General features: G+C 69.8%; 14 protein-coding genes and 6 pseudogenes. 9 read left to right on the forward strand and 11 right to left on the reverse strand.

All coding sequences use genetic code 11. The annotated features are described in order from the left end of the window. Window positions 1-373: 373 nt before the first annotated feature. Window positions 374-916 carry a DapH/DapD/GlmU-related protein gene (locus ABD335_RS21535; protein WP_344326074.1) on the reverse strand — a complete coding sequence of 181 codons (543 nt, stop codon included), beginning with the start codon at window positions 914-916 and terminating at the stop codon, window positions 374-376. Window positions 917-1,021: 105 nt separating this feature from the next. Between ABD335_RS21535 and ABD335_RS21540 the strand changes: the two are divergent. From ABD335_RS21540 to ABD335_RS21550, 3 genes and pseudogenes are all read left to right on the forward strand, one after another. Beyond that, window positions 1,022-1,936 (forward strand): annotated as a pseudogene (locus ABD335_RS21540) (IS982 family transposase). A 34-nt stretch (window positions 1,937-1,970) separates the two neighbouring features. Then, the gene (locus tag ABD335_RS21545; RefSeq protein ID WP_344326076.1) at window positions 1,971-2,783 is read left to right on the forward strand and encodes a VWA domain-containing protein; all 813 of its coding nucleotides are present in this window, start codon (window positions 1,971-1,973) and stop codon (window positions 2,781-2,783) included. 562 nt (window positions 2,784-3,345) lie between these two features. Next, entirely contained in the window at window positions 3,346-4,206 is an 861-nt protein-coding gene (locus ABD335_RS21550; protein ID WP_425583706.1) for a methyltransferase domain-containing protein, read from the forward strand. A 244-nt stretch (window positions 4,207-4,450) separates the two neighbouring features. Here the strand turns inward: ABD335_RS21550 and ABD335_RS21555 are convergent. After that, window positions 4,451-4,735: pseudogene (locus tag ABD335_RS21555) on the reverse strand (IS5/IS1182 family transposase); the annotation flags it as partial. 659 nt (window positions 4,736-5,394) lie between these two features. Next, window positions 5,395-6,831, reverse strand: a complete 1,437-nt coding sequence (locus ABD335_RS21560; RefSeq protein ID WP_344326080.1) for an aminotransferase-like domain-containing protein — start codon at window positions 6,829-6,831, stop codon at window positions 5,395-5,397. Between ABD335_RS21560 and ABD335_RS21565 the strand changes: the two genes are divergently transcribed. The 3 genes and pseudogenes from ABD335_RS21565 (at window position 6,794) to ABD335_RS21575 (ending at window position 9,892) form a co-directional block, all read left to right on the forward strand. Continuing rightward, the gene (locus ABD335_RS21565; RefSeq protein ID WP_425583697.1) at window positions 6,794-7,732 is read left to right on the forward strand and encodes a DMT family transporter; all 939 of its coding nucleotides are present in this window, start codon (window positions 6,794-6,796) and stop codon (window positions 7,730-7,732) included. The two genes, ABD335_RS21560 and ABD335_RS21565, sit on opposite strands and share 38 nt — an antisense overlap. A gap of 208 nt (window positions 7,733-7,940) precedes the next feature. Beyond that, window positions 7,941-8,705, forward strand: a pseudogene (locus ABD335_RS21570) (transposase). A gap of 449 nt (window positions 8,706-9,154) precedes the next feature. Further along, on the forward strand, window positions 9,155-9,892 hold the full coding sequence (locus ABD335_RS21575; protein ID WP_344326210.1) for a VOC family protein: 738 nt from the start codon (window positions 9,155-9,157) through the stop codon (window positions 9,890-9,892). A gap of 172 nt (window positions 9,893-10,064) precedes the next feature. On the opposite strand, the gene ABD335_RS21580 is transcribed toward ABD335_RS21575, so the two are convergent. Then, window positions 10,065-10,484, reverse strand: a complete 420-nt coding sequence (locus ABD335_RS21580) for a hypothetical protein (RefSeq protein ID WP_344326085.1) — start codon at window positions 10,482-10,484, stop codon at window positions 10,065-10,067. Window positions 10,485-10,589: 105 nt separating this feature from the next. On the opposite strand from ABD335_RS21580, the gene ABD335_RS21585 reads away from it, so the two are divergent. Next, the gene (locus tag ABD335_RS21585; RefSeq protein ID WP_344326087.1) at window positions 10,590-11,129 is read left to right on the forward strand and encodes a GNAT family N-acetyltransferase; all 540 of its coding nucleotides are present in this window, start codon (window positions 10,590-10,592) and stop codon (window positions 11,127-11,129) included. A 214-nt stretch (window positions 11,130-11,343) separates the two neighbouring features. Here ABD335_RS21585 and ABD335_RS21590 read toward each other — a convergent pair. Both ABD335_RS21590 and ABD335_RS21595 read right to left on the reverse strand, forming a co-directional pair. Beyond that, window positions 11,344-11,460 (reverse strand): annotated as a pseudogene (locus ABD335_RS21590) (IS110 family transposase); the annotation flags it as partial. Then, entirely contained in the window at window positions 11,412-12,053 is a 642-nt protein-coding gene (locus tag ABD335_RS21595) for an IS110 family transposase (protein WP_344326089.1), read from the reverse strand. The pseudogene ABD335_RS21590 and the gene ABD335_RS21595, both read right to left, overlap by 49 nt. A 389-nt stretch (window positions 12,054-12,442) precedes the next feature. On the opposite strand from ABD335_RS21595, the pseudogene ABD335_RS21600 reads away from it, so the two are divergent. Further along, window positions 12,443-12,742 (forward strand): annotated as a pseudogene (locus tag ABD335_RS21600) (transposase); the annotation flags it as partial. Between the two features lie 98 nt (window positions 12,743-12,840). Here ABD335_RS21600 and ABD335_RS21605 read toward each other — a convergent pair. The 5 genes from ABD335_RS21605 to ABD335_RS21625 all read right to left on the reverse strand — a co-directional run bounded on the left by ABD335_RS21605 (window position 12,841) and on the right by ABD335_RS21625 (window position 17,491). Continuing rightward, window positions 12,841-13,314, reverse strand: coding sequence for a S26 family signal peptidase (locus ABD335_RS21605; RefSeq protein ID WP_344326092.1), 474 nt, complete (start codon window positions 13,312-13,314; stop codon window positions 12,841-12,843). Then, window positions 13,314-15,155 (reverse strand): ABC transporter ATP-binding protein, encoded by a 1,842-nt coding sequence (locus tag ABD335_RS21610; RefSeq protein ID WP_344326094.1) that lies wholly within the window; start codon window positions 15,153-15,155, stop codon window positions 13,314-13,316. Before ABD335_RS21610 ends, ABD335_RS21605 begins: the two co-directional genes overlap by 1 nt. Beyond that, a complete protein-coding gene (locus ABD335_RS21615) occupies window positions 15,152-15,697 on the reverse strand; it encodes a TlpA family protein disulfide reductase (RefSeq protein ID WP_344326096.1) in 546 nt (181 codons plus the stop codon). The genes ABD335_RS21610 and ABD335_RS21615 overlap by 4 nt, the downstream gene beginning before the upstream one ends. A 9-nt stretch (window positions 15,698-15,706) precedes the next feature. After that, window positions 15,707-16,270, reverse strand: a complete 564-nt coding sequence (locus ABD335_RS21620; protein ID WP_344326098.1) for a MauE/DoxX family redox-associated membrane protein — start codon at window positions 16,268-16,270, stop codon at window positions 15,707-15,709. A gap of 420 nt (window positions 16,271-16,690) precedes the next feature. After that, window positions 16,691-17,491 carry an AraC family transcriptional regulator gene (locus ABD335_RS21625; RefSeq protein WP_344326101.1) on the reverse strand — a complete coding sequence of 267 codons (801 nt, stop codon included), beginning with the start codon at window positions 17,489-17,491 and terminating at the stop codon, window positions 16,691-16,693. A 480-nt stretch (window positions 17,492-17,971) separates the two neighbouring features. Between ABD335_RS21625 and ABD335_RS21630 the strand changes: the two are divergent. Continuing rightward, window positions 17,972-18,645 (forward strand): annotated as a pseudogene (locus tag ABD335_RS21630) (transposase); the annotation flags it as partial. Between the last annotated feature and the right edge of the window lie 50 nt (window positions 18,646-18,695).

The following is an 18,695-nucleotide window of genomic DNA, read 5'->3' on the forward strand; positions in this document are numbered from 1 at the left end:
AACGCTGTCCGTCCCTGTGAGCGCACCCCGTTTCCACGCGCATCAGAGCGTGTCGGACGTGGTGGTCGGCTCGTTGACCGGACAGATGGAACAACCGGTGGGAGCGAACCGTTCCGGCGGCCTGCGAGAGATCGCCAAGCCGCCGCCACCGACCACGGCGTCGCCATCGAAACCGACGCCCCGACCCCGCCCACGGTCGTCCCACCACGCCCGGCACGCCTCCCCCCTAGATGATCAATTCCAAGGGGTCGGGGAGCGAGCGGAGGGTCCCTTACACCTTGGACTGGAGCCGGTTGCTTCGGGGGAAGACTCCAGGCTTCCGATGGGGTTATGGCTGCCCGCGGTTGGGCTCGGCGTGGCTCCGAAGAGGCCGTCACCACTTTCGGTGCACGGTTGCCTTACTGCCGGTCACCAAGCTTGCCGGCGGAACGTCATCGGCCACGACCGCGCCGGCGGCGACCACGGCGTCACGGCCGATGCTGACGCCGGGCAGGATTGTGGCGCCGGCGCCGATCCACACATTCTCCGCCACGTCGATGGGTGCGCCGGTGAGGTACAGCCGCCGCTCCTCGGGATCAACCGGGTGGCCGCTGGTGATGAACGTGACCTTCGGTCCGATCATCACGCGCTCGCCGAGCCGGATGCCGGCATAGTCCAGGAACGTGCAGTTCTGGTTGATGAAGACGCGCTCGGCGAGGTCGAGGTTCAGACCATGGTCCGTGAAGAAGGGTGGATAGATCGTGACTCTCGGCGGCAGTGGCTTGCCGAGGATCTGTTCGAACAGTTCCGCCTTGCCCGCTTCGTCCTCGAAAGGCAGGACGTTCAGGCGGGAGGTGAGCTCGGTGACCTGCAGGACCCTCTCGGCCATGGCCCGGAACTCGGCGCTGTGGATGCGCATGAGGCGGTCGCTGGACATGCCACGATCCTTTCTGTGCACCGGTGGCGGGACAAGACTCACCGGATGATCAAAATCAAGGGGTGGCGCCGGAGACGAAAACCAGGGCGCCCACAAGATCGTTTTGTGACGAACAACCTGGACACCCTTGCGACGGCACTCTATGTGAAGACCGACGACCTGCTGAAAGCGTCTCCGCGTCTGGTGCCATGGCGTCCGGCCGTGGGGATCGCCCCGCAGCTCACCGACGCCGAACTCGTCACGCCGGCAATGATGCAGGCCATGCTCGGCTTCCCCTCCGAGGCCAGGTGACTCCGCCACGCCCGCGGTCACCTGCGGCACCTCTTCCCGTACCTGCCCCAGCAGCCCGGCTACAACAAGCGCCTGCGCAAGGCCGCCGCGCTGCTGCGGCAGGTCGCCCGGCCGCCGGCCGCCGACACCTCGGTATGGAGCGACGACGTGTGGATCGTGGACTCCACCCCGGTGGAATGCGGCCGCTTCCGTGAGACCGTCAAACGCTCCGACCTGGTTGGATGGGCCGAGTACGGGTACTGCGCCAGTCACAGCCGCTTCTTCCGGGGCCTGCGTCTGCACCTGATGTGCACCCTCCAGGGCCTGCCCGTCGCGTTCGCCCTGACCGGCGCCAAGGCCGACGAACGCGAAACCCTGCTGGACCTGCTCGCCGCCGAACCGGGCCTGACCTCCGCCCGCCCTGGACAGACGCTGATCGGCGACAAGAACCACTTCGGCCGCACCTTCGAAGACCAGCTTGCCGAACTGGACATCCGGCTGCTGCGGCCGGCCCGCAAGAGCGAGCCGGAACGGCCCGGTGCCCCGCTGTTCAAACCATTGCGGCAGGTCATCGAGTCGGTCAACGAGACCTTCAAGGGCCAACTCAACCTCGAACAGCACCGAGGCCGCACACCAGGCGGCGTGATCACCCGCGTCATGCAGCGCACCCTCGCGCTGACCGCCGCGATCTGGCACAACGACCACACCGGACAGCCCGTCCTACGCTCACTCACCGCCTATGGCCACTGACTTGGAATCGATCATCTAGCCTCCGGGCGGGCGCATGGACCTGATCAAAGTCGAGACCCAGGTGCCGGCGCTCCTGGGCCCGGCCCGTCAGGCCGGTCAGGCGCTCGCCCGAGCCGGAGCCGCAGGACGACGCGCGGCCGTGTACCTGATCCTCGACCACGGCTGGATCATGGAGGAGCTGTACGAGTCCTTCGCCGTCCAGGCCTTCACCGAGCGGGTCTTGGCCCCGTCGGCGAACCTCGACGACGACGGCACCGTCCCCGTCGTCTTCTCCAGCGGAGACGAGCCGCTCCTGGAGGAGATCCGCCTGGACAACGATCGTGGCAGGGGCGGCCGGCTGCACACCCAGAGCGACTGGGGGTCGGACGACGTGGCCGCGGCCATGCGCGCGGCCGTCCACCACTACCAGCAGTCCGGCGCCTCCGACGCCCGGCTCCAGGCCGTGGTCGCCGAGGGCCGGCAGGAGCAGTACTCCAGGGACGGCGGCCGCCGCGCGCCGGGGCTGATCGTGGAGTTCACCGACATCGACTACGTCGAGCCGGACTTCCGACCGTGCAGGGGCCGACCCGGGTCGGCCCGCATGGGTCCTGCCCCTCTACACCGGCATCCGGTGGGAGTGGCTGCCGCCGGGCCGGGCTTCGGCTCGGGGATGACGTGCCGGCGGCGGCTGCGCGGCTGGAACAACGCGGACGTGTGGCAGCGGCTGCACGGGACGCTGCGGGCCGCCGGTCGCCCGGGCCTGTCGAGGGCGGTGATCGACAGGTCTCACGTCCGTGCGCTCAAGGGCGGCCCACGACCGATCGGAGTTCGGTCGCCCGGGGCCGGCCGGGCTGCAAGCACCACGTGATCTGTGATGGTGCCGGCATTCTGCCCGCGGTGGTGCTGACCGGCGGCAACCGCGGGAGACATCACCGAACTCGTGTCGGTGTTTCGCCGGCTTGGACACCACGGTGGAATTGCCGGAAAACTCCTCCCGTGCACGATGTGCTATCGCTACGGTTCCCTCAGTGGTTCCTCAAAAACAGGGGGAGATCGAGCATGACCCAAGGGAAACACAAGGGCGAGCCCGCACCGATCCGACCGTGGAACCCACCGCCGACACCACCGTCCCCTGATGGTGGGCCGAGCACCGGCAAGTACGCATGACGACGCTGGCGCCGGCGTGGCGAGACCGTCAGGCTCGGTTACTTGACGGCCTCACCGCCTCCGGTGCTCTCGTCCCCGGCTGGAGGCCGTCGTTCACGGCGGTGCCGCGGCACGCATTCCTGCCGGAACAGGTGTGGAGGCACGACCCCGGCGGCCACACCCCTGTTCACCGTGATCGGGATCCCGACACCTGGTGGGATCTGGCGTATGCCGACGCACCGGTCGTCACCCAGTTGGACGACGGCGCCGAGAACGGACCGGGGATGGCGACGTCGTCGGCGTCCATGCCGTCGATGGTTGCGCGGATGCTCGCCGCTCTCGAGGTCGACGACATGGAGGGGCGAGTGCTGGAGATCGGCACTGGCACCGGCTGGAATGCCGCTCTGCTGGCCCACCGCGTCGGCGACCGTCGGGTGGCGACCGTCGAGATCGACCCGGTCCTCGCCGAACAGGCGCAGGATGCGCTCTTGGCGGTCGGCCGTGCCCCGCTGGTGGTGTGCGAGGACGGCATGGCCGGATACCCCCAGGGAGGCCCGTACGACCGGGTGATCGCCACGTGTTCCGTGGCGCGGGTGCCGTGGGCGTGGGTGGAGCAGACCGCGCCGGGTGGGCGGATCGTGGTTCCGCTGCACCGGGACGTGTGGGCCGGCGGCCTGATCGCTCTCACCGTCGGGGGCAATGGGCAGGCGGCGGTCGGCCGGTGGATCGGTGAGGCGTGGTTCATGCCCGCCCGCGCCGACCGGCTTTCCCCGGCACCGGTCGACTCCGCCACCGGGCGCTCCTCGGCGACCGGTCTGGATCCGGCCCGGCTGGTCACCCCCGGCTTCGGCGCGTACGCCTACGCCCGTCTGCCGGATGTCACCTTGACCCATGCCGCCGAGGGCGGCGGGCAGCGGGTATGGCTGACCGGCCGGGACGGGTCCGCCGCGACCGCTGCCGGTGCCCCCAACGACCGGGAGTTCGAGGTGTGGCAGTACGGGCCCGACAACCTGTGGGACCGCGCCGAGGCCGCGTGGACGGAGTACCTCTCCCAAGGCTGCCCGCCACTCGAGAACTTCGGGCTGACCGTCACACCGGACCGTCAGCAGGTGTGGCTGCGCACTCCCGGGAATGTCATCGGGTGACTCTTGAACTTTGGACTCCCCACCGAGCAACCGCTCGCCTACTACGTGGAGGAGCCCCTGCGCGGCCGGGAACGAGTCGATCACCATGCCGCACCGAGGACCAAGGCAGTGAGCTCAGCGCGCCGGGTGAGCCACGCCGCGGCCCTGGTCCCCCAGGCCGCTGCCCGACAGTTCGACATCCGCGCCATCGCCAAGGCCCCGAAAGCCTCCGACAACCGAGGCACCACGCCGCTTGGAGGAGCTGACGCAATGCTTGGACGCGTCGGTAGGTGATCACGCGGCAGGCCGGCTTGAGGAATGCTTCGTCGACGTCGTCGCGGATGTCCCAGCGGATCCGCAGACGTCGGAAGCCCTGGAGCCATGCGTTCGTGCGTTCCACCACCCGGCGGACGGTGCCGAGGCCGGAGCCGTGTGGCACGCCGCGCCGGGCGATGAGTGGCTTGATGCCGCGCTGCCACGGCAGGCGGCGGTACGTGTCGTGGTCGTAGCCCCGGTCGGTGAAGAGCCGCCGTGGCCGGTGGCGTGGTCGGCTGGCGGCGTGGTCGGCCATTCACTTGGGTGCCGCTGCGGTCGGGGGGCCGAGGTCGGGGCGTCGCCGGTGCGGAGGCCGGGCAGTTTGGAGATGATGACGCGCCCTGTGGGGGCGGCTTCGCCATGGGTCGGGGCGGTGTCGCGGACCGTGGTGGCGGTCCGCTCGGCGACCGCGCGGACCTGGGTGTCGGGCAGGGACATGAGGGGCGGCACTCGGCCGGCACTCACCGGGGCCGTGCGGACGGTTGTTTCCAGGCCGCCGGGGCCGCGATGTCCGTCTTGCCGGGACTGCCGGCGTGCTCGGGCTTGCCGCGCGACTTCGTGGAGGACCTCGTCGTGGTGGGGTGAGGCGTCGACCCTGGGTGGTCGGCACAGGGGATCAGGGTGCCCCACGCCCGGTGGCAGAGGGAGGCGAGGTCCTCGCCGGCCGGCGGATTCATGGTCTTGTCCCTGCTCGCACCGTGTTGGTGCGGACGGCCGTCGGGGCGGATCAGCGGGGGCGTGCGTGTTCATCGGCGAGGTGGTCGAGCCGGATGACGTCCAGCGTTTTCTTGGTGATGCGTTCGGTGCCGTTGAACGCACCGGTCAGCACGGCTTGGCGGTGGTGCCCCCGAGTGCCACGCGAGACGTGCGCAGGGTCTCGCAGGCGGAGAATGGTCACGTTTCTGCGACGGCAGATGCCAGACGGCGGATGGCGTCGTCGATGTCCGCGGCCGACGGTGCTGCTACATAGCTGAGTCGAATGTGTGGAGCACTGCTGTCGGTGGGGTAGTAGTTGTCTCCTGGGGTGAGGGCGACGCCCTTCGCCAGCGCGGCGGCCGCGAGCTGTCCGCCGTCCAAGTGGCCCGGCAGTGACACCCAGAGGTGATAGCCGCCGCGCGGTCGAAGGGCGAGGGACTGCGGGCCGAACGTTGCCGAAACCGCATCGACGGCGACTTTTCGCCGGTTTTTCAAGGCCGAGCCGAGCGTGGCGAGAGCGCGCTTCCAAGCCGATGCGGCCACTACCTCGAGCGCCGTGTACTGCAGAGGCGCGGGCACGAACATCGTGTCGATGACGTGTGCGGAGCGCAGCCTCGCCATGACCGGGCCGCGGGCTGCCAGTGCGCCGACGCGGAGGTTCGGCGACGTCACCTTTGTCAGCGACCGGATGTGGACGACGGTGCCGTCCGGATCGTCGGCGATCATCGGCGGTGGCGTTGGCCCGGCATCCGCGTGCGCCATGTGACGAGCGAAGTCGTCCTCGATGACGAAAGCTTCATGGCGGCGGGCGATGTCGCGGATGTCGTGCTGCCGGCCCACCGAGAGGCTTGCCCCGGTGGGGTTCTGGAACAGCGGTTGGACTATGACGACGCGCGCCCTCGTACGAGTGAGCGCCTCGTCGAGGTAGTCGATGCGGAGCCCCTCGCTGTCGAGCGGGACTGGAATCGTCCGCAGCCCTGCGGCATGAGCAGCCGCGATCGTCCCCGGGTAGGTCGGTGACTCGATGACGACCGGGTCGCCCGGCCGGCCGAGCGCACGCAGAGCGGTCGCCAGGGCGCTTTGCCCCGCACCGCAGACGAGGACGTCGTGTCGGCTGAGACCACCGCCGATGTCGGACGCGAACCAGTCACGCAGTTCGGGTACTCCGCCAACGGGCGGACGATCCCACGACTCCGAGCGCCGTGCGGCGCGGGACAGCGCGGTACCGAGCGTGCTGAGCGGCTGCAGTCCGGGGTGGAGGTAGCCACCGTTGAGGTCGACAACGTCCGGTCCCGAGGCCGAGAGCGTCCCCAGGAGCGCGGACGTCTTGAAGCCGCGCGAGGCACCGGTCGACGAATCGATGCGGTTCGTCAGTTCGAGAGCCGCCTCTTGCCAAGACGTGTCTCCGGCGCGTGTCACGGGGCGCGTCTCGGCGCGGTAGGTGCCGGCGCCGGGACGAGAGGTGACGAGCCCTTGCTGGGTGAGGAGGGCCAGCGCCTGCGAGACGGTGGTAGCGCTCACCCCGAAGCGGCGTACAAGCGCGCGATGCGTCGCGATGCGAGCCCCGGCTGGTAATTCCTCGATTTCACGCGCCAGGATGCGGGCCAACTCCTGCGAACTGCTACTGTCATTCATGACAACGGATCGTAGCGCTATCGATACATCCACGGTATCGCCACTGTCGAGCGGCACCGCTTTCGCCGCACTCGGTGTTCTGAGTTTCTCTTTCAGCTTCCCTGGGACAGTGTGGGCACTCGACGGATTCGGCCCCTGGAGCGCCACAGGGGTCCGCGGCGTCCTGGCCGCCGCCATCGCACTCGCAGCACTCCTCGCGACGCGGGCACCACTCCCGGCACGCGCCGACTGGCCCGCACTCGCCATTGTCGCGGGTGGCTGCGCGATCGGGTTTCCGCTGCTCACGACGCTCGCCCTGCAGACATCGTCCACAGCGCATTCGGCGGTCGTCATCGGGGCATTGCCGATGGCCACCGCGACGATCTCCGCACTCCTCACCCGGCGTCATCCCTCGAAGGCGTTCTGGGCTGCGGCCGGGACCGGCGCGGTCACCGTCATCGCGTTCACACTTTCCCAGAACCACGGACAGCCGACGGTTGCGGACCTCTACCTCTTCGGCGCCCTGCTCGTCTGCGCCGCGGGCTACGCCTATGGCGGACGGCTCTCGGCACACATGCCGGGCTGGCGCGTCATCGCCTGGGGCGTCGTGCTCGCCGCCCCCGCCAACCTCGTCGTGTCCGCATGGGCGCTACCGCACGAGCCACTGCACCTCACGACGGAGGCCGTCCTCGGAATGGCGTACATTGCCGGCATCTCGCAGTTCGGAGGGTTCGTCGTCTGGTACAAGGGCATGGGCCTCATCGGTGTGGCGAAGGCGAGCCAGCTTCAGCTCGCTCAACCACTGCTGACGCTCGTGTGGGCCGTGCTCCTGCTCGGCGAACAACTCAGCGCCGCTGTTCCGCTCACCGCTGTCACCGTGCTCACCTGCATCGTCGTCACACAGCGGGCCAGGGCATCCTGACCCTGGGCACTCCGGGACTCCTTCCCGCGCCGCCGCGCGTGGCGAGGGGCTCCGGTACGGCGGCTCCTACGCCGGAGCAATGCTCAGAACTTGCGGATCGGCCTCGGGAGGGGTGCCTCGCGGAACGCGGAGGGCGTACCTTCCCGAGTGATCGACTCAAGGTCATCGAGCAGGCCCGCGTTGCACCGCGGGTCGGGAAGGCAGGTCCGTGCTCAGCGTGGTCGACGAGGACGGAATCACCGGGGCCGGCTCCCTGATGGACGAGATCGTCCGCGAGGGCGCGAGGTGGATGCTCGCCGCGGCGCTGGAGGCGGAAGTCGAGCAGCACACGGCCGAGTTGGCGGCCGAGCGGGACGAGGCCGGACGGCGCCTGGTGGTCCGCGACGGCCGTCACCGCGAGCGGACCGCGGGCACGGCGGCCGGGCCGGTCGCGGTGCGGGCGCCGCGGGTGAACGACAAGCGCGTCGACGAAGCGACGGGTGAGCGGATGCGGTTCTCGTCGATGATCTCCCCCGGCCTTCGGCCGGGAGGTGCCCCCAGCCACCGTGGTGCCGGAAGTTCCCGAAGATCAGCGAGGTGCTGCCCCTGCTCTGTCTGCACGGCTTGTCCAGTGGTGACTTCGTGCCCGCGCCCGAGCGAGAACACCTACGGCGCGAAGTGGCCCAAGGCGGTCAAGAAGATCACCGACGACCTGGACGAACTGCCGGCGTTCCACGGCTTCCCGGCCGAGCACCGGATCCACCTGCGGACCACCAATCCCATCGAGTCGACCCTCGGCACGGTGCGGCTGCGGACCAAGGTCATCCGCGGGGCCGGCAGCCCGGCCGCCGCCCCGACGGTGGTGTTCAAGCTCGCCGAGGCCGCCCAGGCCCGCCGGCGCGCGGTCACCGCACCCCACCTCGTCGCTCTCGTCCGCTCCGGCGTCCGCTTCGAGAACGGCGTCCTGGTCGAGCGACAGGACCAGGCCGCATGACCGTCCACGACCCCCTGCGGGAGCCGGACGAGCACGTCCGCTTCGCGGCCTACCTGGACGAACTGCGGCAGGTCACCGACGCGGACGAGGTCGACCTGGTCCGCGGCGTTCTCACCGATCCGGACCAGGTGATGGCCCGGTCCGCCGTGCCGCGGCACCTGGACCGCTTCTTCGGCGACCTCGGCCCCCACCGCGCGGCCCGCCTCGCCCACATCAGTGCCGACGGCGCCGGCTGGATCGCCGAGGCCCGCTGGGCCCCGGACGCGATCCGGGTCATGGCCCCCTTCCACGTGATCGCCTGGGCCACCGAGGTTCTGGGCGCCGAGCGGGGTGCCTCGTGGAACCGGGTCCGGCGCGAGGCCGCCAACTCACGACAGCCTGACCCACACACGGCAGGAGAGCCAGAATTCGCACGCCTGTCCCACGGGGGATCACCTAGGGTATGCGGCATGACGCTGCAACTTGTTCAGGTGAACTTCAAGGCCCGGGACGACTCGGCGCTCGGCCGGTTCTGGGCGGAGGCGCTCGGCTGGGGTGTTTCCAGCGAAGGGCCCGGCGTCACCAACCTGGAACCCGTGGGCTTCGACTGGCCGGACCCGTCCGCCGTCTGCATCGATCTCGTCCGCGTCCCAGACCCGGAGACGGTGAAGTACCGCGTACACCTCGAACTCGCCACCACCTCCGACGCCCATCAGGCCGAGTTGGTCGCACGTCTGAAGGAGCTCGGGGCGACGCCCGCCGATGTGGGCCAGGGCGACGTGCCGTGGACGGTGATGGCCGACCCGGAGGGCAACGTGTTCAGCGTCCTGGAGCCCCGGGAACTCTACCGGGACACCGGGCCGATAGCCGCCGTGGTCGTCGACTGCGCCGACCCACGGGCCATGGTCCGGTTCTGGGGCGAGGCGCTCGACTGGACCGTCCACGAGCTGACCGACGACCGCGCCCTGCTGCGCTCCGTCAAGGGCGTCGGGCCGTATCTGGAGTTTCGTCGCACGCCCGACGACGAGGTCGTATGGAGCCGCATCCATCTCGACGTGATGTCCGACCCCGTCGAGGATCAGGCGAGGGAGGTCGCCCGGCTCGAAGGCCTCGGCGCCATACGGACCGATGTGGGTCAGGGTGACGTCTCCTGGGTCGTCCTGACCGACCCGGAGGGCAACGAGTTCTGCGTCCTCGGCCGGGGCTGACGCGAAACTCCGTCCGCTCCCTCATGGCGGTGGGGAAGTGCGCGGCGTCGGGCCCCGCCTTCTCGGCCGCCAACTCACGACAGCCTGACCCACACACGGCAGGAGAGCCAGAATCAGACACTGCTGTCCGCGGACGACAGCACGGCTTCACCAACTCGGAGAATCTCCGTCCTCACCGACACGACAGCAGAGCCTTGGTCTGCCGCTCCCTCGCGACCGCGATCGCCGGGCCCACCCACCACTCGGGCGCGGCCGCGTCGAGGATGCTGTCGAACCGGGCGATCACGTCGCCGCAGACGGCCGGGGCGTTCCAGCCCGCTCGGTCATCATCGCGGCGATCGCCTCTCCGAGCGCGAGCGGGTCGCGGCTGTCGCGCCGCACCACCCGGGGCCTGCCTTCGGGGCTTCTCCTTGCGCCGGCCGCCGTTCTTCTTCGCCGCTTTCCGGGCCGCGACCAGGGACCGGCGGGCCAGGTCGACCGCGCTCATCTCGGTGTTCGCGTGATCGCTGTTCCGGCGATGTCGCCGTGCAGCGGGCAGGCTGCACACTCGGTCAGCCTGTTCTCTCACCGCGTGGGCGAGGTCGAGTCCCACGCACGCGGACCTCACAGAAACAGCCGTGAGCGGCTCTCTCACTGTCCTAGGGTCTGTTGCGAAAGTCGCTGGTCACTGGCCTTCGGGTTGTGTTTCCATGCCGCAGTGAAGAGCGAGAGCGTGTCCGGCGCGGGCGTACTCCGGTGTGTCCGACAGCGGACTGATCGCGACCTCGGTGACTGTGTACGGGTGCTGGCAGAGGTCCATGAGCACGACGGCTATCCGGTGAACTGGCCCGACTTCCCGGGCGCATGGCTCACACCGCCCTCGCTCATCGCCTCATGGGTGGCGGAACTGGACGGCCGCATGGCCGGCCATATCGGCCTGTCCCAGAGCGCCGCGGGAGACGCGGCTCCCGGGCTGTGGAGCGCTCGCGCAGGGGTGCGTATCGACGCGACCGTCGTGGTCAACCGATTGTTCGTCGCCCCGTGGGCCCGCGGCCACGGAATCGGTGCGCTGCTGATGGCGCAGGCTGTCACAGAAGCACAGGATCGTGGCTTGCATCCGGTGCTCGACGTGGTGGCTTCGGACACCGCGGCGGCAGGCCTGTACGAGCGGCTCGGCTGGCAGCTGCTGGGCAGAGTCGAACAGCAGTGGAGCCCGGAGCAGAAGGTGGCCGTTCGGTGTTATGCGGCGGCAACCTGACGGTGGCGCCCCTGGTCACAACCACTCGTTGAGGACTGCGACCAGCACGGTCGCCTCGTAGCGGACCGCGAGTTCGATGCCCCTGTGGATGCCAACCGGCAGATTTCGCACTGCACTTGGCCGGGCTGATCGTCTGGTGGACCTCTCGTGCGACGTGGCGCTTGAGGCAGCGGATGGCTTCACGGCGGGTCTTGCCCGAGGAGGCTTCTAGCGGGCTGACGCCGCGGAGTGCGGCGAAGGAGGCCTCGCTGCCCATTCGGCTCGGGGTGTCGCCGGCCGCTATCAGCGAGGTGACGGCGGTGTCCGGGCCGACGCCGTAACGGTCCAGCAGCCGCGGTGCGCAGACGGCGATGGCGGTGGCGATCCGCGCGGTGAGGTCGTTGATCTCCTCGGTGAGATGCTGGACGCGTCGGGCCAGGAGCCGGAGTGTGTGGCGGGCCGCCGCTGCTGGGGCAGTGCCATCGGCGGCCTCCGGCTCGGAGCATTTCCGGATGAGGAGCACTTCCGGATGAGTTTGGGATTGCTCAGGTCGTTCAACGCTTCGCGCGGGGCGGGGTCGGCGGCGACCAGGACGGCCCTGAGCTGGTTGATCGCCTGCGAACGGGACTTGGTCGCGGAGGTCTTGGCCACTTTGAACATGCGGATGGCCTCCACCGGGCCGTCGCCGGCCTTGGCGGTGGCGGTGGCGGTGGCCCGGCCGGATACCACCGCCTGGGCGGCGGCCGCGGCGTCGATCGCGTCGGTCTTGCCGCGGCGCCGCCGGGTGGCCTTGTCCGGTTGGTCGACCTCGGTGACCGTGATGCCCTCGCGGTGCAGGTAGCGCGTCAGTGCCGCGCCGCAGGAGCCGGTGCACTCCACGCAGGCCCGCCGCAGGCGGCCGGCGGCCGAAGGACCGAGCCCGAGTCGGCAGTTGTCGGTGGCCATCCTCGATGGTCGGAAAGCTGCGGGTGTCCAGCAGGGCTTCCACCGTGGTGATCACCGCGGCCACGTGGATGTCCTTGTGGGTGTCCACGCCGAGCACGACGTCCTCGGGTGGGGCGGTCGTCTGGTGACGGGGGTGGGTGGGGTGGGTCATGCTGAACGTTTGCCTGTCTCCTGAGCGCTTCGGGAACGCCGGTGGCCGACATCGGCCAGGTGCGGCGGTCCGGACTGTGACGGTGCTTGTCGCAAGGGCTCCTATCGGGACACGCCCACCGGTCCGGCGGCAGCACGCGCCGCCTCGAGCGGTGGTCGGCAGAGCAAACTCGGGGCGTCAGCGCCTGTCGTACCTCGGGCCGGACCGCCGCCCGAGGCGGCACCCGATCATCCTCACAGACCCCCACCGCGGCCGGTGCTGCAAACCCCGGCGACTTCGTGCGGACAAGGTGTACGACCGTGCCGACCTGCGCAGATGGCTACGAGGGAAGCGGATCGGCGTGCGCATCGCCCGCAAGGGCATCGAGTCCGGCGAACGTCTCGGCCGCAGAAGGTGGGGCATCGAGCGGACCCTCTCCCGGCCGGCCGGCCACTGCCGCCTCAACCACCGCTACGAGCGCCATTCCCGTGACCACCTGGCTTTCCTCGGTCTCGCGGCCGTGATCTGCTGCTACAAGCGGCTGGTCCGCCTCACCACACAGGACACGGGCCAAGCGCTTCGTGACGCACACCGCGCAGCGACACGGGGGAACATGCCGGCCCGTCGGACGGGCCAGGACCGGCCGGCGCGCCCCGGTCAGCGCCGCTCGGCGGGCAGGGCGCTTCTCCGGTGGGGGCGTCTGGGCCGCACCACCACGCCCAGGACCCGAGGCCTGGGGACCCAGCCCATGTGGCGTGAGTCGAAGCTGTCCTCCGCGTTGTCGCCGAGGAGCCACACCGCGTCGTTCGGTGGGGTGCCGACGGACGTGACCCGTTTGATCAACCATGTCCTCGCGGTCATGGCGGCGGCTCGGGCGCCGCGGGGCAGCGGCACCGTCGCCCATCGGCCTCCGGGGGCGGGCTGTTCGACCACGATCACCTGTCCCGGAACGAGGCGAGTGGTGCGGCGTACGAGGACCCGGTCACCGTCGCGGTAGGTGGGCGCCATGCTCGTTCCCCGGACGGTGACCACGATCATGCGGTGCCTGAACACGGCGGCGGCTGCCAGGACCGTGCCCAGGAGCATCGCTACGCCGGCGAGGGACCGGGCACCGGGCTTCCGAGAACGCATCACGTCCCCGTCCGGGCCTCGTCGGCGTACGGTCGCTCGGCGGAGGGCCGGAAACCGGCGGCCTGAAGGTTGAACAGCCGGGCGTACTTCCCGCCCTGAGCCATCAGAGCCGCGTGGTTGCCCTCTTCCACCACTCGACCTTCCGACAGCACCGCGATGTGGTCGGCCTCGCGCAGCACCCCGAGCCGATGGGAGACCAGCAGGCTGGTTCGGCCTCGGTGGTGTCGGCGGAGCATGGTGTGGATCTCGTGCTCCGCCTCGGCGTCCAGCCCCGAGGACGGTTCGTCGAGGATCATGAGATCGCGGTGCCCGCGCACCAGCGCACGGGCCAGCGCCAGCCGCTGCCACTGCCCGCCCGACAGCACCACGCCGTCCACCGGCTCCTCCTTCTCCGTCTCCGTGAAGAACCGCCGTGACAGCAAGGTCGCGTACCCGCGCGGCAGCTCGGCTATGGCTTGATCGACTCCTGTCCGCCGAGCGGCGTCGCGCAGTCGGTCGTGGTCGTCGAGTGCGTCGAGATCCCCCACGGCGATGTTCTCCGCGGCCGTCATGTCGTAGGCCATGAAGTCCTGGAACACCGCGCTGATCCTGTGCCGCAACTCGACCGGATCGACGTCGCGCACATCCACGCCGTCCCACAGAATCGATCCCTTGTCCGGATCGTAGAAACGGCACAGGAGTTTGACGAGGGTGGACTTGCCCGCGCCGTTGAGTCCGACGAGCGCCACCGCCGTGCCGTGGGGGATGTGCAAGGTGACGCCGCGGAGCACCCACGGCTGGTCCCCGGAGTAGCGGAACCAGACGTTCTGGAAGGTGATGCCTCGTGACAGCGGGGGCAGGGAGCGTGGTGCGGCGGCGACCGGAAGATCGGGGTCCGATGAGCTCACGGCGGTGTAGTGGTCGAACAGGGACAGGGCCTGATGAGTACGGCCCAGTTCACCGGCGATGGTGCCGACGGCCGTCTGCACGCCCGTCACCGCTGCCACGAAGATGGCGATGTCACCGGCCGTCAGTGTGCCGTTCCGTGCCGCGTCCACCGCCCAGACGAGCCCGCCTCCGGCGACCAGGGCCGAGAGCACCCCGAGCGCGGCCTGGACCGTCAGGTCCCTGCGGTCCATCCTGCGTTTCGCGGCGTTGGCGGCGCGCCGCTCCGCCAGCATCCTCTTGCGCAGGAAGGGCCCGAGTCCGAAGAGCCGAACCTCCTTGGCCGCAGCCACGTCCGACAGCAGCTCGTTGTAGAAGAACTCCCGTCGCTCGACCGGACCGATCTCCCAGAGCATCCGTGCCCGTCGCCGTGCCAGCGCCCACTCGGCCACCAGCACCGGGACCCCCGAGGCGAGCACCAGCAGTGCCATCGGCGGCCCGAGGACGAAGAGGGAGGCCAGCAGGCCCGTCATGGTGAGCGTGGCGCGGACCATGCCCAGGATCCCGTTCACCACGTCGTTCGGGTTCATGCCGCTGAAGGGCTGGGCAAGGCGCAACCGGTCCAGGAAGCGCGGGTCTTCGAACCGTGCCAGGCCGACGAAGCGATCCACGGTGGAGAACAGTCGCTCCTGCGTGATGACCCCGGTGCGACGGTCCAGTTCCCCCGTCAGGTACTGGGTTCCGTGCGGGAGCAGGGCCGTGGCGATACCGACCCCGGCCAGGCCCAGAGCGCAGGCGAGGAGCGCCCCGGCCGAGGCGCCGGCCACCACCTGGTCGATCACGAGTTTCATCAGCCAGGCGGTCCCCACAGGAATGGCACCCGAAGCCACCGTGATCACCAGGTGGAGGGCCAGTCCCGCGGGGGCGGCCGCTGCCACCAACGCCGCGGCGCCGGCCACGCGCCGTACGGTGGTCACCGACCGAGGGTGAGGACCGGCCGGTCCAGATCGACCCGGTCGTCGGTCACCACGGGAACCCCGCGGTCGCCCGGAGACACCCTGAGCACCGTGGGGAATGCGATGGCCTGGAACGCCGCGCTCAGCGCGCCGCCTCCCGGTTTTTCCGCCACCACGCGAGCCACCTCACCCAGTTCCGCGAGCATTTTCTCGGCGTCGGGACCCTGGCCGACCACGGCCGCCAGGACCCGCCCACGCCCACCGGGCATCTGCCGCGCGTACGCCACGAACTTCGGCAACTGCTCCCGGCACGGTGCGCAGGAGGGAGAGAAGAAGCCCACCAGCGTGTCACCGGCCAGCGCCTCGCGTGTCACCGACTCACCGTCCACAGTGGTCGAGGTGAACGCACCGACTTCCTCGCCAAGCGCGAGGGAGCCGCGACCGCTGAGGTTCGACAGGACCTCCGTGTGCTCCTTCAGTCGCCTGATCATGCCGAGAGCCAGGACCAGATTGAGGACACCCAGCACACCCACGACGGCCACGATCGTGATCAGAACGGGCATGTTCTCTCCTCAGCGGTGTTGGAACGGCTTGGGAACGGCGGGAAGGAAAAGTTCGAGGACGTCGTCGAGCACCACCACCAGCCCGCCCAGCAGTGCCCCCGCGAGTGCCGCCACGACGGTTTCGACGCCCGGCGCCGTTCCGGTGGAGGCCGATGCCGCCCACAGCGCCGACACGGCCCCCGCGGCGGCCAGCAGAGCGAGGATGGCGTTCCGGATCAGGTGCGGCAGGCCGAGGACGGCCGTGGAAGCGCCGAAGCAGCGGCACGGTACGGCGACCGAGTGGCCGAGGGCCGAGGCGATGCCGATGACGAAGACCGCCAGCAGCACGGCCGCGAGGGCGCAGCCGACGGCAGCGGTCAAGGGCGTCGGGATCACCAGCAGGATCCATACGGCGAACTCGGCAGCCACGACGACCGCCGCAACGGCGGTGGCACGTTGCGTCGGCACCGCCGGTACTCGCCGGATGGCGGCCACGAAGTCACCGAATCGGCGCCGCCCCAGCACTTTGCCGACGGATGAGACGAGGAACACGACTCCGATCAGACAGCGGACTCCGATCGCCAGAGCGTGCACCGGGGACCTCCACTTCCGGTCGGGGTCCGCGGGCTGAGGGCCTGCGCCGATGTCGGCAGGCTGCTCAGCCCGGGGACGGCCTCCGTTGAGTACGGGCGACGGCTCACCTCACGGACAGGCGAGACAGTTGCAGTTGAACCGGTTGGAGTTGTTCGGCCAGGAGCAACAGGGGGCATTGCAATTGCAGTGCCCGTCCTGGTGCCCGTAGTGCTTGTTGCACTGCCAGCACGCCGACCAGCAGGCCTGGGCAGCCGCGGCCGCGTCGAGACGGGGTACGAACAGGCCGAGCAACCGGGTGCCCAGCGATTCGATGGTCCGATACATGCCACTTCCCTCCGATCTCTTCGGAAGATGCGTCGGGAAGCACACTGCGGCCCGCTGCCCCCGCGCGTCTTGAAGAAATTCGCACCGCAGTGCGGCTCATGTCCTCAGCAGTACGCTGGTCACCTCACCGGGTATGCGGTCCACCGCGGCTGCCGCCGGCGCGGGCGACGCTGCCCGGAGCAGGAGGAACCGGCGTGGTGTGACCCCGGTCATGTTCTTGAATTCCCGGCCCAGATGGGCCTGATCGCTGAAGCCGCACCGCGCGGCGGTGTCCGCGAGAGGACAGTCGTCGGCCAGCAGCCGCAGGGTACGGCGCAGCCGCAGTACGCGCGCCACAGCCTTCGGGGACAGACCTATCTGTTCTCGGAATCGGTTGTTCAACTGCCGCCAGCTCCAACCGGTCTGCTCCGTGAGCCGGCGAATGGGAATCGTTCCGGCGGTCCGCCTGAGCTGGTTCCACGCCCACACGACCCGGGGCGAGCAGGTCGGTCCGGCGGCGCCCCAGTCGGTCAGCACGGTGTCCAGCAGGGCGAAGCGCTCGGACCACCCCGAGAGGGCGGCCAAGGCGTCACCCAACTGCCCGGCTCTTGGCCCGAGCACCACATCGGGCTCCGCGACGGTGTCGGCCACCTCGTGCATGGCGACACCGAACAGGCGGAAGGCCGCCCACGGCTGAAGGAGCACTTCCACCCCGTGGACATGGCCGTCATGCGTACCGACACGTGCCTTGACGGACAGCCCGGCGAGGAGCGAGCGGGAGACGGTTGGCTCGTCCTTTTCCCCGGCCGCGCCGCAACGGGCCACGCCACGGACCCGCAACGGACTGCCGAATCCGAGGACGAGCGTAACGACGGCGTCGGGGACCTCCAGCCGACTGCGAGGCCCGTCCAGGGCCACACGGAAACCCCGATAGCCCAAGATTCCCTGACGCAACGGTGTGTGGGCACGGCTCCACACGGACTCCCAGGATTGCTCCGGACAGCGTGACGGTGCCACGATCGCTCCCCCTTCTCGTGGGACTCGCCACCGGTACGGCTTATTCTCTTGCGCTGTCCTGGTCAGGGACGGCGCACTGCGAGAGAGCTTGTGAGCCGACGGCTGCCGCTACACGGATCCGAGCCCCACGTGACTCCGAACATTCACGCCCGCGAACTTAGGGATGTGTCCGGCCGGCATCGTCCCACGCGACCCCAGGTGCCTCGAATGCCTGTAACCGGCCAATTTTTCTCAGTCGGAGAACAGCGCCCGTCAGGGGCGGCACCGAGCGGACAACGTTGAGCTCGGCGAGTCCGTGGAACGGTTTACCGGCCCGGTTGTCGTACAGAACATCAGAAGCCTCCCGCTTACCACTTGGCAGGCTTGACAAGCGCGTGCCCCATGTGGCGGTCGGCTCGTCGACCAGCATGGGGAAGTAGTCGGTGGAGACGGATCGCCCCGGACGGGCCGTGGGAGATCGCCAAGCCGCTGATCCCGCCGTCGAAGGTGCGGCCGCAGGGCGGCGGCACCCAGGACACCCCCGATGAGACGCTGTTCGCGGCCATCGTCTGCGTGCTGGCCGGCGGCTGCGCCCGGCGGACCCTGCCGCCGTGCTTCGGGATCGCGAAGTCCACGGCCCATCGCCGATTCCTGCTCTGGTCCCGGGCCGGCGTCCGGGGGACGCCTGCATCAGACCGTGCTGCATTCACTTGACGACGCCGGGCCTGATCGACGCCACCCGCGTTGGCCCCGACTCCGAGCCCCGGAGCAGGCCGGGTACCACGATGCGCATTCCGTCGGACGCGAACGGCCTGCCCCTGATCGTCGGTGTCTCGGCCGCCAACACCCACGACAGCCTCAACCTGAAACCCGGGGTGGCCGGTCGCCCCACGAGACACAGCCCCGACCGCGGCCGCCACGTCACACCCCGGCGCCTGCCCGCCAACCAGGCCTACGAAGTCCCTCACCTGCGCAGATGGCTGCGCGTCCAGTGGATCGGCGTGCGCATCGCCCGCAAGGGCGTCGACTCCTCCGCCCGGCTGGGCCGCCACCGCTGGGTGGTGGAGCGGACGGTTCCCGGCCGGCCGGCTGCCGTCGGCTCCCTCGCCGCCATGGTGTCGTGCAC

Origin of the sequence: Streptomyces macrosporus, from assembly GCF_039533145.1 — a bacterium.
GTDB classification, from domain to species: Bacteria; Actinomycetota; Actinomycetes; order Streptomycetales; family Streptomycetaceae; genus Streptomyces; species Streptomyces macrosporus.

What these genes read in the sequence shown, in the direction of transcription:
- ABD335_RS21550 (WP_425583706.1), top strand. Translation starts at nt 3,346, where the DNA reads ATGGCGACGTCGTCGGCGTCCATGCCGTCGATGGTTGCGCGGATGCTC.
- ABD335_RS21545 (WP_344326076.1), top strand. Translation starts at nt 1,971, where the DNA reads ATGGACCTGATCAAAGTCGAGACCCAGGTGCCGGCGCTCCTGGGCCCG.
- ABD335_RS21535 (WP_344326074.1), bottom strand. Translation starts at nt 916, where the DNA reads ATGTCCAGCGACCGCCTCATGCGCATCCACAGCGCCGAGTTCCGGGCC.
- ABD335_RS21565 (WP_425583697.1), top strand. Translation starts at nt 6,794, where the DNA reads ATGCGGGCCAACTCCTGCGAACTGCTACTGTCATTCATGACAACGGAT.
- ABD335_RS21595 (WP_344326089.1), bottom strand. Translation starts at nt 12,053, where the DNA reads ATGGCCACCGACAACTGCCGACTCGGGCTCGGTCCTTCGGCCGCCGGC.
- ABD335_RS21615 (WP_344326096.1), bottom strand. Translation starts at nt 15,697, where the DNA reads ATGCCCGTTCTGATCACGATCGTGGCCGTCGTGGGTGTGCTGGGTGTC.
- ABD335_RS21605 (WP_344326092.1), bottom strand. Translation starts at nt 13,314, where the DNA reads ATGCGTTCTCGGAAGCCCGGTGCCCGGTCCCTCGCCGGCGTAGCGATG.
- ABD335_RS21560 (WP_344326080.1), bottom strand. Translation starts at nt 6,831, where the DNA reads ATGAATGACAGTAGCAGTTCGCAGGAGTTGGCCCGCATCCTGGCGCGT.
- ABD335_RS21575 (WP_344326210.1), top strand. Translation starts at nt 9,155, where the DNA reads ATGACGCTGCAACTTGTTCAGGTGAACTTCAAGGCCCGGGACGACTCG.